This is a genomic window from Paraburkholderia sp. D15, from assembly GCF_029910215.1.
Taxonomy (GTDB): Bacteria; Pseudomonadota; Gammaproteobacteria; order Burkholderiales; family Burkholderiaceae; genus Paraburkholderia.
Map to the genome: position 1 here is coordinate 1,436,208 of NZ_CP110395.1, position 17,113 is coordinate 1,453,320.

The 17,113-nt window shown below is 58.4% G+C and carries 12 protein-coding genes; 8 read left to right on the forward strand and 4 right to left on the reverse strand.

The genetic code is table 11. From position 1 onward, the window contains the following. Positions 1-194: 194 nt before the first annotated feature. Together LFL96_RS06330 and LFL96_RS06335 are read left to right on the forward strand one after the other, a co-directional pair. Positions 195-2,294, forward strand: coding sequence for a hypothetical protein (locus tag LFL96_RS06330; RefSeq protein WP_280999268.1), 2,100 nt, complete (start codon positions 195-197; stop codon positions 2,292-2,294). 469 nt (positions 2,295-2,763) lie between these two features. Then, positions 2,764-3,327, forward strand: coding sequence for an AraC family transcriptional regulator (locus tag LFL96_RS06335; protein WP_280999271.1), 564 nt, complete (start codon positions 2,764-2,766; stop codon positions 3,325-3,327). 16 nt (positions 3,328-3,343) lie between these two features. Here LFL96_RS06335 and LFL96_RS06340 read toward each other — a convergent pair whose 3' ends face one another. From LFL96_RS06340 to LFL96_RS06355, 4 genes are all read right to left on the reverse strand, one after another. After that, positions 3,344-3,697 carry a phospholipase D family protein gene (locus LFL96_RS06340; RefSeq protein WP_280999273.1) on the reverse strand — a complete coding sequence of 118 codons (354 nt, stop codon included), beginning with the start codon at positions 3,695-3,697 and terminating at the stop codon, positions 3,344-3,346. 1,912 nt (positions 3,698-5,609) lie between these two features. Beyond that, entirely contained in the window at positions 5,610-7,436 is a 1,827-nt protein-coding gene (gene tssF, locus LFL96_RS06345) for a type VI secretion system baseplate subunit TssF (protein ID WP_280999275.1), read from the reverse strand. A gap of 11 nt (positions 7,437-7,447) precedes the next feature. Beyond that, the gene (locus LFL96_RS06350; RefSeq protein ID WP_280999277.1) at positions 7,448-7,963 is read right to left on the reverse strand and encodes a hypothetical protein; all 516 of its coding nucleotides are present in this window, start codon (positions 7,961-7,963) and stop codon (positions 7,448-7,450) included. Further along, positions 7,960-9,111, reverse strand: coding sequence for a hypothetical protein (locus LFL96_RS06355; protein ID WP_280999279.1), 1,152 nt, complete (start codon positions 9,109-9,111; stop codon positions 7,960-7,962). Before LFL96_RS06355 ends, LFL96_RS06350 begins: the two co-directional genes overlap by 4 nt. 345 nt (positions 9,112-9,456) lie before the next feature. Between LFL96_RS06355 and tssI the strand changes: the two genes are divergently transcribed. The 6 genes from tssI (at position 9,457) to LFL96_RS06385 (ending at position 16,161) form a co-directional block, all read left to right on the forward strand. Continuing rightward, a complete protein-coding gene (gene tssI, locus LFL96_RS06360; protein WP_280999281.1) occupies positions 9,457-11,589 on the forward strand; it encodes a type VI secretion system tip protein VgrG in 2,133 nt (710 codons plus the stop codon). Positions 11,590-11,601: 12 nt separating this feature from the next. Continuing rightward, on the forward strand, positions 11,602-12,978 hold the full coding sequence (locus LFL96_RS06365) for a DUF2169 domain-containing protein (RefSeq protein WP_280999283.1): 1,377 nt from the start codon (positions 11,602-11,604) through the stop codon (positions 12,976-12,978). Between the two features lie 2 nt (positions 12,979-12,980). Beyond that, positions 12,981-13,337 (forward strand): DUF4150 domain-containing protein, encoded by a 357-nt coding sequence (locus LFL96_RS06370; protein WP_280999286.1) that lies wholly within the window; start codon positions 12,981-12,983, stop codon positions 13,335-13,337. 6 nt (positions 13,338-13,343) lie between these two features. Further along, on the forward strand, positions 13,344-14,534 hold the full coding sequence (locus tag LFL96_RS06375) for a hypothetical protein (protein ID WP_280999288.1): 1,191 nt from the start codon (positions 13,344-13,346) through the stop codon (positions 14,532-14,534). 123 nt (positions 14,535-14,657) lie between these two features. Continuing rightward, on the forward strand, positions 14,658-15,134 hold the full coding sequence (locus LFL96_RS06380; protein ID WP_280999290.1) for a hypothetical protein: 477 nt from the start codon (positions 14,658-14,660) through the stop codon (positions 15,132-15,134). 19 nt (positions 15,135-15,153) lie between these two features. Then, positions 15,154-16,161: a hypothetical protein gene (locus LFL96_RS06385; protein WP_280999292.1), complete on the forward strand. Its 1,008-nt coding sequence runs from the start codon at positions 15,154-15,156 to the stop codon at positions 16,159-16,161. The last annotated feature ends 952 nt before the right edge of the window (positions 16,162-17,113 follow it).

Genomic DNA, 17,113 nt, shown 5'->3' on the forward strand with positions numbered 1-17,113 from the left:
GCTAACTTCGCGGCCGGCCATAAGCGAGATCGCTAACAGCGCAATCAGAACATTGCGGCCACGGCGCGGCGCGACTGTCTTGAGGACGAACGCGGCCGAATCCTTCGCACAGTCGTCGCGGCGGGGTCCTTGGCCGAGTCGCTGCATCGCAGTAATATCGCTGTTCCACAGAAGAATTAGACAGAGAGCGAGAAATGAGATATTCGATTGGGGATTTCTGGCAGGCGCATCTGAGTGCCGTCCAACCGCAGCAAGTTGCACAGTCCATGACTGGATGGATTGCTCACTGCGAACAGCTTGACTCCTATGTAGAGGCAAACCTTGTGCTGCGTTCCGATAAGTCGTCCCTCAACGAGCCGGTCTGGTTGATAGCAGCGCCCGGAGCCGTCGGCAAATCGACTCTCGCAAAGGAGATCTGTTCCGTTACACGCGCAGTTTACGTCGACCTCGCGGCAGCGGCGACAGTCGCTGGCAACTATTTGACCGGTGGCTTGGTAAATGCAGGACTTCTCGCAGCGTGGCAGGCCGGCGCCACGACTCTTTTGATCGATGCGCTCGACGAAGCACGGCTACGCGTTACCCAAGCCTCCTTTGAGGATTTCCTCCGGGATGTCGCACAGATCGCCCGTGGCCGCTCCTTGCCAGTTATCTTGCTTGGGCGTGTCGGTATTGTCGAGGAGGCGAGGAAGTATCTCGATGAGCAATGTGGGCTCTCTTCCCCAATTTTCGACATTGAGCTCTTCGATCTCGACCAAGCTCAGGCCTTCGTCTGGAGCGCGCTCGGCCGACTTGCAAAGCTCAATCTGGCGTCCTCAAATCGCCTCGCTTATCCGCATTTGGCTAGCGCGAAGAAACAACATGCGGACGTATACCGAGGTGCGATAAAAGACTTCGTCAACCACCTTGCCGAAGCGACAAGCAAGGACGGGCGGCAGTTCGTCGGGTATGCTCCGGTGCTCGACGCTGTTGCGACTGTCATCGCGGCTGAAAGCAATGTGGCAAAGGTGGCTAACGCGGTGGAGGCAGTCCTTGCCGGGAAGGTGCTCACGGGCGTGACGCGTGAAATCATGGAGCGCGAGTCAAAGAAAGTCGCAAACCAAGTTGCGGCTGCCGTTCCAGGGCTTGCAATTGATGGCCTCTACGGCTCGGAAGAGCAGCTCGAACGTCTCGCATCACTCCTGTTTCAGGTCGGAAAACCGGTTTCATTGCCACCGGGACTACCGGCCCATGCGATTTCTGCGTACGAAGAGGCTGTCGAGAGCCTGCTTCCACAGCACCCCTTCCTAGATGGCATTGATCCGCCCTCTCCCTCGAGCGCAGTGTTTGGTGCATTCATTGTCGCCGCCTCGCTGCGGAGTGCGGAGACAACCGTAATTCGATCCGCCGAACGCTACGCCCAGACGGGGGCGCACGCGCCAAATCCGTTTCTCTTGGACTTCTACAAGGCCGACGTAGCGTCGGGCTCGAGCAGCATCCCTGCGGCGCACGTAGGCCTTCTATACGAATCGCTACAGGCGAAGACTAGTGCCGGCGAGGTCGCTCGGCTATCGGTAGAGGGTGACTCCGCAGGAGAAACATTGGAATTGGACATGGCACTTGTGTCCACGGAAACAGGAAACCTCTCTGACGAATCCGCATTCACCGTGGTCGTTGACGGCCCTCTGAAGTTTGGTCGACGCGTGAGCGGTATCAACATCGATGCAGAGAACGCTGACGTTGAAATCGGGGGCGGCGGCCAACTTGAAATGATCGCTCCGATTAGCATCCGTGCGAGCAGTCTGATACTGACTTGCGATCAGATGGTGGTCAAACCCGACATGTCTCCTGGGGCTCGAGACCAAGTTGTGCTTCTGGAGGCAGCTGAAGCCTTGACCGACATCTCCAGAGGCGCTCCCATTGTGAGGCAGGGAGCAGAACTGTTGGTTTCCTGGCCAGGAAACAGCGGTTATCCCTGGTCAAACTTCGCGTCTCAAGGAGGGGAAGACGATGACCCGCGAATCGCTGATGCTCAGAGAGCACTGCGACGGCTGTGTATATCCTTCCGCTCGCATAGTAAAGGACAACTCGCGCGCTACGTCGGGAAAGTTGAGCACTTTCGGATGACAAAGGGCGACCTTGGTGTGGCGCTTCGCGAGAAGCTTCTCGAAGACAAGGTTCTAAGCATCTTAGGCACGATGTACATACTGGACCCGGATGCGCTCGGAGCGATGGTCGGCCTCAGTTTTCAGGACCTAAAGCTAAAGCGCTACCCAGCGGCCACGAACGCTTACTTGTCGGGCTTGCTTGCCGATTGAGACGGTGCTGCGCGGTAGAGGCCGACTATGGATTTTTGCTAGTCAGCGGCGGCATTCATGCCTAGGCAAGTGGAAGGTGCCATCTCAGGTGGGCACAACCATCTGAGATGATGCATGTGCTCTTTTTGGCATGCACGCGCGCTCGTCGTTAGCTGACAAAAGACGAGCGCTGCATGCAAGCCTGGAGCGGACGTTCGATGACGTTAAGTCAATGCCCGCTCCTGTGGCGCCTACCGCCGCCCGGCTGGGTCTATAGCCTCGCGCGGGCTCAGTGCAAGCGGCACAATCCATCCCTTTTTTGCTGTTCGCAACCTCTCATCTGGCCAACAGCAGCTTCTGAAGGGGGCAACCGCGACAACTGGATAACGAACTCAACGCCTGATCGCCTACGCCGAGGAACGCGGCCACGTCGTGGTGCTATCCGTCGCCGGCCTATGCGGAGCAATACTCCCGCGTGTTCTCGTGCCCGGTGCGGTTCGAACAGGAGCAGAACCTGTTTTCATTTGACGCCGCGTTCGGCAACCGCCCGATCGCAGTCGACGATCCGCTCGCCCATCGCCAGGTGCTCGAGGTCCTGCAGCACGTGCTGCCGCCCGAACCTGAAGGCACTGAATTTCTCGAATCGATCGAACGAACTATGCGGCGCGACCTGCGGCATGCTCCGTCGCTCGCGGCAATCGCCGCGCAATTGTGCATGAGCGAGCGCACGCTGCGGCGGCGACTCGCCGATCAGGGCGTGTCGTACCAGACGGTGATCGACACGATCCACCGCAAGCGCGCATTTACGCTGCTGAGCAACCCGAGGCTGTCGATCGAGGACGTCGCGCGCGAAGTCGGGTCAGCGACGCACACAACTTCCGGCGCGCGTTCAAGCGGTGGACCGGGCACGGGCCGCGCGAGGGGCGGTCCGAAACGCGTGTTCATCTTCCAGAGATCCGTGTGCAGCCCACCGAAACGGTTCCTCACTCCGCCGAAATGCGTGTTCGGTGGACCGAAACGAAAGACGCGGTTCGGTCGGTGGTACTGCGGATAGCGCAATTGGCTAGCGGTTAACGTGATTCTTTTTTGAGGTTATCCTCGACGAGGAACCCGGCTTCCTGGAGGCATGCGGCGCTCAGGCCGTTAGCTGTCAGGTTGAAGCTGCCGACCGCTGCGCCGTGCTCTCCGAGGTAGATCTTGGCATGCAGGTTGTCGAGGAAGTGGACATGTTCCCAGCCGATTGCCTCCGCGATCTCGACGATCGCAACGGGGTTGGTGCCGATGGTTGGCGACAGTACGATGTCTTGGAGCTTCTCGGGAAGAATATAGGCTTTCCAATCGATGCCGACGTATGCAACTGCAATCTGGCTCGGTGAAATCTTGCGCAGCCCGCGCTGAATGTCGTTACCGTGAACGAATTTCATGTTGTAGAACCCCGTATAGCTCGATATGTTGTCGTGTTGCCTCGATGGGCTTGCTGCCAATCGTCAACAGCCCGCGGCACAAGAAAGGGCGACTCCACGAGGTCGGCGGGAGAGTCGCGAGTTGATCCGGTCGCGACCCTAATGATGCGTCATGAAGTGCCGTCCGACAGGCAAGTGCCCAACGAAGTAGATCCGACGAATCGACTATAGAATCGTGGCGGTGCTTTCCCCGATGCTGTGCCGGCGCCTCGCGAATTCAATGTGCTCAACCATGATGCTCACGCTGGGACATTGCGATGCTGAAGCGACATTTGTAGCATGTGCGCGTAGATCTGTTGATGTCGGGAAGATCGCATGCGGGTCGCATATGGAAACGGGGGGAAAGTTGTCTATCGACCAGTTGGAAAGACTACGCGAAGCGCTCGTGCCTTACGGACTTGATCTGATGGAGTCAGAATGGCGCGGCTGGACCGCCCAGTACCAGTTTCGTTGCGAATACGGACACGAGCTGTCGCGCTCGGGATCGCAATTGCTCTACAAGCTTGTGGAATGCCCTGGCTGCCGGGATGATCGTGCGCTTGACCGATTAGCGGAGCGCGCGCGTCGTGTGGGCGGACGCTGTACTAGTGAGTATTACGCTGGAAGATCGGCAAATTACCAATTTGTCTGCCGGGAAGGGCATGTCTTCGAAAAGACGGCCGTCAATCTCCTGAAAGGCTCGTGGTGCGTCCAATGTGCACGTGCACGGCACACGAAATTCATGACCGATTCCGCAGGTCTGAAAGGTTTGAGAGCTATTGCGAAGGCGCGCAGTGGCCGATGCCTGTCAAAACAGTTCACAAAGCTGACTGACCGCTACAGGTTCCGGTGCGGACGCGGACATGAATGGACTGCTTCCGGTTACGAAGTCAAGCGGGGTGCGTGGTGCCGCATATGCGCCAACGTGCATAAGGTTCAGGCGTATAGGGACCCGGATGGGCTCACGCGGTTACATCGATGCGCGGCAGATCGCGGCGGAGTCTGTCTTGCTCCCGAGTATGAAGGAAGCAAGGCGTATTACATGTTTCGTTGCAGCGAAGGCCATGAATGGGAGACACAGGGAGCGAGAATTGTGCGAGGTTCGTGGTGTCCGCGATGCCGGTATCAGGCGTTGAGATTTGGAATAGACATGATGCACACGATCGCCAGTGAGCGCCTTGGCCGCTGCCTGTCTACGACTTATCACAATACGTCGACCCGGCTGGAATGGGAGTGTCAGCAAGGTCATCGCTGGTGGGCGCTCCCGAGCGCAATTGTTCGAGGACACTGGTGCGCAACGTGCAAAAGTGAATCACTCAAACTTGGCATTGAACTGATGCGAAACATTGCGGCGGAGCGAGGTGGATTGTGCGTTGCTGACGTCTATGTGAACAGCTCCACCCGCCTCGAGTGGGAGTGCGCCCGCGGGCACCGCTGGCTGGCGACGCCAAACACAATCCGGAGCGGGCATTGGTGCGCGCGCTGTCATTTCATTACAATCACCACAAATCCGAAGACCCGACGCAGGAGGCGACACGAAGCGGTGTGACGATGGGAGCAGGGACTGGTATCCGGTATCCCACAAATGTTTATCGTGAGCTTCTTTCGCCTCGTGCCTTTCATGATCGTCCAAGGTAAGAAGAGGCTAACAGGTTGAGTAAATCCAAGCGCAATGATTATTGCAGATGCTGCTGTTCAGTTGGATACCTCCGAATTTTTTCGGTCTTTTCTGATCGCCGGTAATCGAATTGCGGGTGCTGGTTTCCTGCGGTCATTCGGCAGTGGCAGCCTCGGGACGGGATACGGAAAAAGCCGACGCGATAATGCTTCTCGTTATCGACTCAGCAAAGACGAATGGATGGGCGAGCTCTGCATCAACGGGGATGTTGTTGCCTCAGAGGATCGGGGATGTGCCCGCATGCGGGAGCCCGCGAATCAGTACATGGTCCGAGCCGGCCTCCCGAATTACACACTGCACAAAGCCGTTGGTGGACGCGTAATGGGCAAAAAACGGTTCGAGCAGGCGATTGCATGCGTACAGACTGACGGTGGCAAGCGCCGATGTTTCGATCGTCACCGTGATTTCAAGGCCGCGAACGAACGTTGGCATCGGTGGGATCGACAGCCATTGCATGGCCGATTTATGCGAGACGTCCGTGATAGCGTCGACGAGAGTGCGTGAGCCGTTGATGTCGGAAGACAGCAAACGGAGCAGTTCCTTGAACGCCCCGACACTCACCGATCGCAACATAAGCACGTGTGGCGAAAGGCCGGCAATTAATTGCCATAGTGCGCCGTGCTCTTTTTGACTGGCATGGACGCTTGTGGGCGCACGCAATAGCGAGACCGGGCCCGGAAGATTTTCTGCCTCGTTGTACAGATCTCCATCCGGGTGGCCCACCGGTAGGGTCTGCGGAAAATTGCCATTGGTACAGGTCAGGCGGACCAGAAGCTGGCCTGCGGCATGCGGAGCCGGCTGTCCGTCGAGATCGACAAGCATTATCCGTGTGCGGTGCCGGACTTCACGCATTTCTGCCTGGTCACATGCCAGCCAGTAAAGCGACGTGGTATTGCTTGCATATTGGTGAACAAAACCGTGATACGGAGATAGAGTTGTTTCCCCCATGGCGTCCGGCGAAAGGTCTTTTGTCCACCGGACGGCATCGATCGAACGCACGGTGATATCCCGCATGCCCAGCATTTGCGGCGCGACCGTGTAAGTTGCTGCTTCTGACGTGAGGGTAACGGGCGTGGCATCGCGACCGAACGCATTCACGATAGGGGTGCAGCCGAGCTGAAAGTGATCGACTGTAACGGCATCGAGCTGCGAGCGCAGGCGTGTGGCTTCGGCAACGTCGATCACCGGAAGGTGCAAGGTTATTTGCCGACACGGTCCTGCGACACGCGCCAGCATCGCCATATCCAGATCCACGAAAGCAAATTTGTCCGGGAAAGCGAAGTATTCGCGTAACAGTCGCCATGGGGCATGTGCCTGCCCGCTGTCAGGCATCAGGGCGTCCTGCTCCTCGTAGCCGGCGGCGGCGAGCGGTACCTTCGTCAAGGCTTTCCATCGATCGTTCGTGTCACTCTCGATAAAAGCCTTGGGCACGTGTAGCAGGAGCGCGTCAGTCAACGCGGCAACGAATGCCGGTGCGCCATGAAGGTGTAGACGCAGCCAGTCCGGCATGGCATCACGAAAGGCCGTCTCGTCTGTCAGTGACGCGAATGTGATCGAGAGCAGGACTGAGGTGTTCGAAGGAAGTTGTCGCGCCGGTGATGCGGCGGACGCAGGCGTGACGCGGACCGCCTTGATCGTGATGGGCGCAAGCGTGACGTCGTACCCGGTCCGGAACCGGCAGGTGCCATTGCGATCCTCCAGTTCGGTGCCGCGCGGCACGATCAGCGGCGCAGTCAACTGGCTCGCTGTGGTACCGATATGGAACTGTGCAATCGAGCAGGATGGGACAGGACGCAGCTGTTCGGGAAAGAGCGTGTCGATCAGCGCTTCACTGAACTGCGGGTAGTCGTCATCCAGCCTGGCGCTTATCCGGGCGCCGAGCAGCGCAAAGGACTGCAGCAGCCGGCCGACATGCGGATCGGCTATCTCGCCGTCCGTTAGTCCCAGTCGCGCAGCGATTTTCGGATAACGCCCGGCGAAATCGTGCATCGAGCGGCGTAGGAGCGCCAGCTCGCGCTCGTAATGGGGCAGCAGTTCATCCATCGGCGATCAGTTCAGCGCTGCCGGAACGGCGGCTCCCATTCATGGGGTAGCGAATCGGGGTCAAGCCAGCGCAATTGGCGGAACGCGCGATAGATCACGACAAGACACGGCAGTTTGACGACGGCGAAAGCAAACATCACCCAGGCGAGATCCGCATCGACAGGTGTCGGCCCTGACTTCAGATAGAAGGCTAACGCCAGCAACGGCAGATAAAGTGCCATGGCGCCAAACGATAGCCAGCGAAAGAAGCGGACCGCCCAACGCTTGCCGCTTCCGACGCCGATGCCGACGGTAAGCATGAGAATCGCGAGAACGATCCAGGCCGGCAGGAAAATGTCGTCGTCGGTCATGCCCTTCAACGCGGCGGCGCTATCGACGAGCTCGACGAACGTCAACCCGGCCCCGAGGAAAAAGGCCCCTCCGGCGACGGCTGCCTGCTTCGGCGCGCCCGGCGGCCGATTACCCGGTCGCTCGGTCGGAATGGCCTGGCCGGTGTCTGTCGCAGCGCGTTGATCGGGGGGCGTCATTGAACGTACTCCGGATGGTGGCTGACGCCAACCTGAAATTGCAGAACGGGCGCGGGCTGGCCGGTCCGGTCCGCGTTGTTCAGACGTTGCGGCATGAGCAGATGGGCTGGGTGATCGGAATCGCGCCGTGAAGGCTCGGTTATCCACTCGAGACTGTGCGTGAGCATATCGGGCGGATCGACGCCGTACACGCCGGTACCATAGATCGTGGCCATGTAAGCGGGTGCTTCGATGGTTCGTAGCAGTATCAGCTCGTGACGGGCGGCGAGGAGCTTTTGCTGCGCTGTGCGTACGCTGTTGGCGAGGCTGCTGGCTTGTTGCCGCATCTGGTTGGCCTGCTGGCGCATCTTCAACTGATCGGGATTGTCGAGGTTTGCGTGAGTGAAGCGATCGATGGCCTGGCGTTGATCTGCCAGCCGCCGGCCTGCCTGGGTGACTTCTTCGGCTGCTTCACCGACTTCGCGGGCAGCTTTGGGCATTGACGCGAGCGTGCGCGCGCCACTAACCGCGAGATCCGGTAAGACCAGAATCGGGCCGACCGTCTCTACCATCTTGTAGTGCCAGGAGTTTTCGAGCTGCTTTTTTCGTACCTCGTCACCCCGTAGTTCGTAGGTGAGCATCCTGCTGTCTTCTGCCAGCAGCAGGAGCGCTGCCGCCCCGGCGACCACGCCGAGAACCGGCGCAAGCGCGACACCGGTCGCAAACAGGGCGCCTAACGAGACGACACCTGCAAGGACACCGAACGTGTCGCCTGCGACCGCTGCGGCATCGAAACCAGTCTTGTGGTTTTCGATGAAGGTGCGTGCTTTCGCCAGGCCCTGTCCGAAGCCCGAGGGGCCATTTGTACTGCCGCTCGCTGCCGATGTAAGCCGTTTCGTCCACGCCTGTGACAACTGATGGATGGTTTGCGGATCGGCGCTGCTGAGCGGATCGGGGACACCGAGGGGAAGACGCGACGACGTGACGACGAGGGTCACCGCATCGCCGTCACGATCCGGGACGGAAGGTCTCAACCGGACGGCACACAGGCCATCAAAGAAAATCACACCGGCTTTGGCGCCAAGCACGCGGTCAGCAAATTTCGACAAATGAAATTCGGCGTCAGGTCGATGACAATATGGTTCCCACAATGCGACTGACTTCGGCATGGCGTCGAATTAATAATGCTGAATAGATGGCTTTGAAAATAACTGCGTTTGGCGAGCCGGTCCGTTAGCCGCGGACGTCAATATAATCCGGAGTCGCCGGGGAGGCTAGCTGTTAGCCTAACTCGGGCGTTAAATTTCGATGACACCGGGCGGTCAGGGTAAAAATGCCGAATATTTCTGAAAGCCGGAAATTATTTCGATGTCTGTTTCGGTAGCATGTGAAGATGCATTTTGAATGGGAGATGTCAAATATTTTATCCTGATACCCCGCGCGCGCGATTCGTGGATTATCATTTCGCCGCTTGAATGCCATTAACAAGGACGAAGGCATTCTGAGGGGGCCATGTGCAGCTGTCAGATATCGCGGGTTTCATGAATCTGCAAAACAGTCGTTTGCTGACTGTCAAAACACCGCTCTCGGGGACGTCGGAACTTGTTCTCGGGGACTTCCAGTGCAGCGAAGGGCTGTCGACGCTGTTCGACATACAGCTTGGGCTGGCGTCGCGCAATGCCAACATCGAGCTGAAGCAGATGATCGGCCAACCCGTGACGGTGTCGCTGCAATTGACGAACGCGTTGAGCAGCAGTGAGGCCCGGTATTTTCACGGCTACGTGACGCATTTTGCGCATGTCGGTACTGACGGCGGACTCGCGAGCTATACCGCATCGGTGCGCCCGTGGCTCTGGATGCTATCGCGACGCGTCGATTCGCGCATCTATCAGGATCAGAATGTCCAGGACATTCTCGGCAAGGTTTTTTCCCAGTACGCGAAGCTCGCGTCGTACGAGTTCCGGGTCCCTCGCGCGATCAAGCCTTATAGCTATTGCACGCAGTACCGCGAAACAGATCTCAACTTTGTCCTGCGCCTGATGGACCAGGAAGGGCTGTACTTCTATTTCGAGCATACAAAGGATGGCCATAAGCTGATCGTGACGGATACGTCTACCAATGCGAAGCCGATCGACGGGCAGGTCGCACTGCGCTATGCGGCCGGCGAGACGTTTGAAGATGAAGCGGTAATCACACAGTGGGTCTCACAACGCCAGCTTTCCTCGGATACCGTTAGCGTCAAGACATTCGACTACAAGGTGCCGAATGCGCGGCGCTACGTCTCGGGTGATACGCCGATCGAACAGGGCGACGTCGACCATTACGAGGTGTATGACTACCTGGGATTGCACGGCTTCGATTCGACGGATCGCGGTGAGGAACTCGCGCGCTTTCGCCTGGAAGCGCTGGCGGCTAGCGGCAAAGCGTTCTCGGGTTCGACCAATAGCCGCACGATGGCCCCGAACCGGTATTTCGAGCTAACCGATCACTACGACCCGGGCAGTGGCAGCAAGGAAGACCAGCAGTTCCTGATCACGGCCGTCCGGCATCATGGGGTGAACAACTACCAGTCGAACGAAGGTTCCGCGTCTTACTCGGCAAGCTTCCAGTGCATCCGCAAGAAGATACCCTACCGGATGACGTCGTCGATTCCCCGTCCTGTCATTGCGGGACCGCAGACAGCCATCGTGGTAGGCCCCAAAGGCGAAGAGATCTTCACCGACAGCCTCGGGCGGGTGAAAGTGCAGTTCCATTGGGATCGGTTGGGCCAGAAGAACGCGAGCAGTTCGTGCTGGGTGCGCGTAGGGCAACCGTGGGCGGGTGGTGGTTTCGGCGCAGTTCAGATTCCCCGCATCGGTGACGAGGTGGTGGTTTCATTCCTCGACGGCAACCCTGATCGTCCCCTCATCACATCAAGGGTTTACAACGCGCAGAACATGCCTCCGTGGACACTGCCGGCCAACGCGACGCAGAGCGGCTTTCTGACGCGTTCTAGCAAAGGGGCGACGGCCGCGAACGCGAATGCGATCCGCTTCGAGGACAAGCTTGGGCAGGAAGAGGTCTGGATTCATGCGGAGAAGGATCAGCGCATCGAGGTTGAAAACGACGAGTCCCATACGGTTGGGCGTGATCGGAGCAAAACGATCGATCGGGATGAAACCACCCAGGTCTTACGGAACCGTACTGAAACGGTGGACGGTAACGAAACCATTACCGTGCACCAGAATCGTACCGAGCGAGTCGATCTGAACGAGACCATTTCAATTGGCGAGAACCGGACCGAAACGGTCGGTGCCAATGAAACCGTGACGATCGGCGGCGCGAAGGCCGAGACCGTGGCGTTGGCCAAGGCGGAAACCATCGGACTCGCCAAGGCCCTGACCATCGGCGCGGCTTACCAGGTGACTGTGGCCGGCGGCATGAATACGAGTGTCGGTCTCGCTCAAGGAGAAGAAGTCGGGCTCAGCAAGCAGACTATGGTCGGCAAGACGTATGTCATCGAGGCCGGCGACCGCTTCGAGGTTCGGGTGGGTAAATCGGTGCTCGTCATGACCTCGGATGGAACAGTCACGATCAACGGCAGTACCTTCGATTTTTCCGCGAGCGGGCCCGTGCAGATCAGCGGTAAGGACGTCGACATCAACTGACCGACCCATCGCATGGAATTCCGTAATCTCACACCCTTTGATGCGCTGTGCTTCAGTGCGCTGGATGTCGACGACCGCGAACATCGCGTCATCGCGATGAAGGTGGGTTACAGACTGGCTGCGCGGGACGGTGCTGGTTTCGTGGCCGAAGCGCTCGACGAAGAACCCGTTCCCCTCTGCATGGCGGACGAATACGAAGGCGAAGTGGGCGAATCCTGTGTGCGTGAGGAGAGCGACCTCGCTCCGTACAAGCCACGCTGCGATGTCGTGCTGCGCGGCGCGGCTTATGCACCTGGCGGACATCCCGTGCCACGCTGGGATGTCCGGATACGCGTGAGCGAACCGTTGCCCGAGCCCGCAACATCCGTCGATGTTCCCCACCCGTTGTCGCCAGGCATGGCTTTGAATGCGCGGCAACGCGATGAGCTTGAACGTGCACGAATCGACGAACAGCGTCGACGTGACGAAGCGCCGCGGTTTCGCGCTTTGCTGGACAAGACGCTACGCGTGACCGGACCGCGCCGCTTTCAGCGCGACGCGTTCACCCTGTGGCGTGGATGGCGATTGATGGAGCCGGAAGCCACGTCGAGTGTATCCATGACGTGGGAGCATGCCTTTGGTGGGCGCAGCGTCGTTCGTAACCTCGAGCATTCGCGAGATCCGAAGTTGCCGGAGTTCCTGCTCAACGAAGTGTGTTTCAGTAATCCGCTGGGCTGTGGCTGGCTCGACCACCGGTATTTTCAAACAGCCGGAAAGAACGGGCAGGCCTTGCCACGCGCGATACCGGCGCCGCGGATTGAAGCGATCAACGCACCAACGCGGCATTTGCTGTTTTGCAAACACCCCGAAGGCGATTCGACCGCGGCGCAAATGGCCGAAATCGCCCGGACCTACGGTGCAATACCGGCGGGATTCGGAGCCGTGGGGCGCGCCTGGGCGCCCCGCCTCGCCCTCGCGGGAACCTACGACGACGCGTGGCTGAAGCATCGGTGGCCTTATCTCCCGAAAGATTTCGACTTCGGCTACTGGAATTGTGCTCCGGCGGATCAGCAGATTCCGTATCCGTCACCGAACGCTCGCATCGAATTGTGGAATCTCACCTCCCCCGATCTCACGCCGGATGGTCGTCTTTCGGTGGCGTTGCCTGGCCACCGGCCGTTCGTCTTACTGCGCTTCAAGAATGGCTACATGCTGCCGTTCCGGATGCTGCTCGATACGTTGATCGTCGATACCACGCAAATGATGCTGGTCTGTACCTACCGGATTCGCGTCCCCGCCGATGCGCCGGTGCGCGTCGCCGAGTTGCGCTATGAGACCGACCCGGCGGCGCCGCTCGTCGCCGCGCCAGCGCCGGCGAATGCGAACCTGACCCAGCAGGAGACCGTCTAGTTATGGCCGAAAACTATGTGGCCCGCCAGGAGAGCGGATGGCGTGTCGTCAGCATTGTTCCTGATGTCTGCAAGACCCCGATGGGCGGCGCTACACCACCTGTGCCGTATCCCGTCGTCGCGGAGCTCGGCGATGCGGTCCAGGTCGCGAAAAGCGTGCGCGCCAATGGATACCCAGTGGTGGTGTTCGATATGAGCAAGGTGCCGAGCACCAAGGGCGACGAAGCCGGCAAGGCAATGGGCGTGAAGAGCAACACGGACGCGGGCAACTGCTATCCGAAAACGCACAGCTCGACGGTACGTGCCGAGGGAAAACTCGTGATTCGTCACGACGACCTGTTCTGGATGAATGGGCCATAAGAAGAAATGCCAGACACGATACCGACACTCAATATCACGATCAGCAAGGGGTTCCGGAAGTTGCCGAATGGCAACACGCTGGGCTTCTGGCCGGAACCGGACGGCGTGGTTATGCAGGAGTGGCAGGGGCAGGATGGGAAGGGAGACCTGCTGAGTCAGGAAACCTACGATTACGGTAAGTACGCGCAATACCGGGCGCAGCATCCCGATCTGAAGTTGCCTGACCTGTCTGCGCCGAAGACTGGCAACACCGTCGGCAAGGTGGTGGGCGAGACGTCGGTGACGTTGCCGACCATTACGGTGACCGCTAACCCGCCGCCCAAACCCGAGACGGCTACCGAAGTTGGGTTTTGGGGGGCTGTGGGTGGATGGGTGCACGGCGGGCTTGATGCGGCCGGATTGATTCCCGGGCTGGGTGCGGTTCCTGATCTGCTCAACGCGGGTATCTATGCTGCTGAAGGCGATTTCGTCAATGCGGGGATCTCCGCCGTGGCCGCTATTCCGGTTGTAGGCGATGCGGCGTTGGCTGGAAAATATGCGGTGAAGGGCGCGGAGCTAGCCGTCAAGGAAAGCGAGAAGCTTGCTGCCAAGGAAACAGAGAAGCTGGCGGCACAAGCCGCAAAAGAAGCTGAAGAAAAAGCAGCGAAGGAAGCCGAGGAGAAAGCGGCGGAGCAGGCGGAAAAGAAGGCAGGAAAGGACGCAGAAAAGGAAGCGGGCGAGGAGAAGACCGGTGACGGAAAGAAGGTCAAGCAAAAGAAGAAGATGAAGTGCGGCGAGTACGGTCGCTACGGTAAGCTCAAGCAGAAGACAGGCGACAACAAATTCGACCGCGATCACATTCCGTCGAAGGCAGCGCTAAAAGAACGCGCGAAGAGTCTGCTACCGCCGGGTAAAGAGCTATCGCCGAAGCAGGCCAAGGCCATCGACGACTGGGGCGAGGCGATTGCCATCCCTCGTCAGGCGCACATCGATGTCAGTCCGACCTACGGTCAGACGCTGAAAGAAGCGGCTGGCGATGCAAAGGATCTGGCCGGCTCCGCGAGGCGAGATGTAGAAGCCATGTTGGGCCAGATTGACGAGTACGATGCAGATGGAGGGTGTAGGAAGAAATATCAGAAAGCGGCCGCCAAAATTATGCGAATGGATAACGCCGCCTTCGACAAAGCGCTCAAGGAAATCGTCAAGCGGGTGAAGTAAGCTGTTCGCGTTGCGCGAGCGCCTGATCGATGGCAAATTTGACGCCGGGAATGTGTGGCACTGCAGTGCCAACTTTCGGTTGCTAAAAACGCACCGCATGCTCACCTGCAAGTAGGAGTAGATATGTTGGAAATGGATAAACTGGTAGAAATCGTCGGCAAGCAGGCAAACCATCCTGCCGTGCAGGCTTTTTTGTCGCTTGCGCAACTTCCGTTACGCCCAAAGATTCCCCGTTCCGATTCGAGTGTTTATCTCAACAAGGAATCCGTGGGACTGAGCGCACTGTTCAAAGAAGCGGACTATGTCGCGGAGGAGCATGGACTAACGATTGAAGGAGATGCACCGATCCTGACCGCGATTTTTCTCTATGGACCTGGTGACGACGATTTCGCCGCGTACCCAGGGGCGTTATTAAATGGGATTTCGTTCCACATGGATCGTGCGGCGATCGCGAGTCGCTTGGGCCCGTCGGTGTTGTTTGACGAAGAATTCAACACGGAAGCTTGGGATATTGAGAAGGGCGTGAGAATTTTTCTTGATTACGACGACGCACGTCAACACGTTCGGCTGATTCAGATCGGCCTTACACCCGCATCCTGATCGGCTCCGGTGAATGGTCATGTCGATACCGGATCTTGAGCGCTTCCTGGGATTGTCGGCTGAGTCGATGGAGGCGAACAATTTGTTTGACGAACTCGGTACCTTCCAGCGTCCCGAACTGGACGTTTTAGACGAGTACATGTGGTATGACTGGTTATTGTTGAAGAAGCACGGCGTTGAGCTGGGTTTTGTCAGTCAGCCATATTTTGATGCTCAGCCGCGCTATGACTGGAAGCGTGGTCCACTGCTGTGTCATCAGGTGTATTTCTATTCGGAAGGCTTTAACGGTCGAAGCGATATTCGTGGCTATGCAGGTTCGCTTCCGTTCGGACTCGGCTTTGACGATTCCCGCGACGTGGTGCGTGGGAAGATGGACCGCTTTTCATTGCGTGGCGCGGCGCAAACAGATTGTTGGCATACCGATTCCCATGAATTGCACGTTCGATATGCGCCGCCGAATAATGCGATCGACAGCGTGGTCGTCACACTGCCGATTCGGCCATGGCCGGAGAGTGGACGAACCGCGCTGTTTCTTGGAGCTGGCCGTTGGCGCGCTCTGTTTGGCGAATCTCCGTCGTCCCCCGTTCTAGCCGAGGCGCTCTCACCGCTGAACATTGCGGTGCGCATGCAGGAAAACGAAGACGAGCGCGAAGCGGATTTCGTCCGTGAATGCGGGCTTGAACTGTATTTTGAAGACGTGCGTCAATTGCGGTTGCCTGCGAAAGGTGCGGGGAAACTTGGCTTAGGCGCTGTCAAATTCTTTCGTGCGCGCGACCGCGAGGCACGCGAATGGCAAGGTGAACTGCCGAACGGTTTGTTTTTCGATGACAGCCCAGATGAGCTTTTGGCGAAACTAGGTCGTCGCCCCGATTTGCATCGGGACGGCCGGCTCACAGGCTTCGCACTCTGGCATTTCGACGACGTAAGTCTGCACGTGCTGTACAGCAATTTCGAAAATCATATTCTGCGGGTCACATTAATGTCGGCGGGGTATTGGTTGGATTCAATGGAGCTGAATGACCGTTGAGTGGGTGGTTCAGATAAGTATGTTTCACCGTCACGTTGTGGTGATGTGTCCGGTGGTTTTCGACTCAATGACCCGCTACGCTACCTGCTTGCCTTGCCACGAGCAGCGGGTATGGAACGATCATGTGCTGCCTCTTCAACCTCGCTCGAGGAGAAGCGTAACCCGGTCGCCATTCTCCGGAGCCTGAATTTCCTGCACAGCGTGTACTACACGACGCCTGCCTAGCTCGAACGCTAGTAATAGCTGGCTGTGCGTATCATTCGCTGCGCCGAGTTCTTTGCGTACGATTTGGGCGGGCAAGGCGAAAGCACAATATCCCCACCCGAATCCATACGCGGAAAACACATTGAACAGTCATCCCGGACAATAGGTAGGGTGAGGCTAGGCAGCGTCAGATCCATACTTATCCTCGCCTTTTGTCAGTGGAATTTGGCTCTCGCACTAGGCCACTAAGAAGCAACGGTCACATCCGAGTTGTGGCATGCAGCGCTGTGAAAGGCGGCTAGGGTCGTGTTTTCGATATCAGCGCAATAAACGAGAAAAAGGCCGCCGAAAGGGGCTCTCGGCCTCGCGACGGTTCTCGGTGCGGCCATAAGTGTGCGGGCATCCCGGATTCGCCAGCCTGCGAACAGATGTAGCGCGCCTGCGAAGGCGGGTTCCGCTTGACATTTTCGTGTGGAAGGCTGACTTCCAGGCGGTACCGCGCGCGATAGCGATACAGGTCGAGAGGGACGGAAACGCGGGCCTCGGCCTTGCCGCGAAAGACCCTATGGCGAAGTTGTATTGCCTATCGGACAAACCTGATGCCTTCGACGCGGGCGGCCTTTATGAACACTGCGGTCCGTCTGCGCGCGGCGCGGTACATCCGCATGTCGACGGAGCACTAGGAGTACTCGCCGGTTTTCCAGCGGCAAGCCATCGCTGAGTACGCGGCGGCCCACAACTTTCGTAT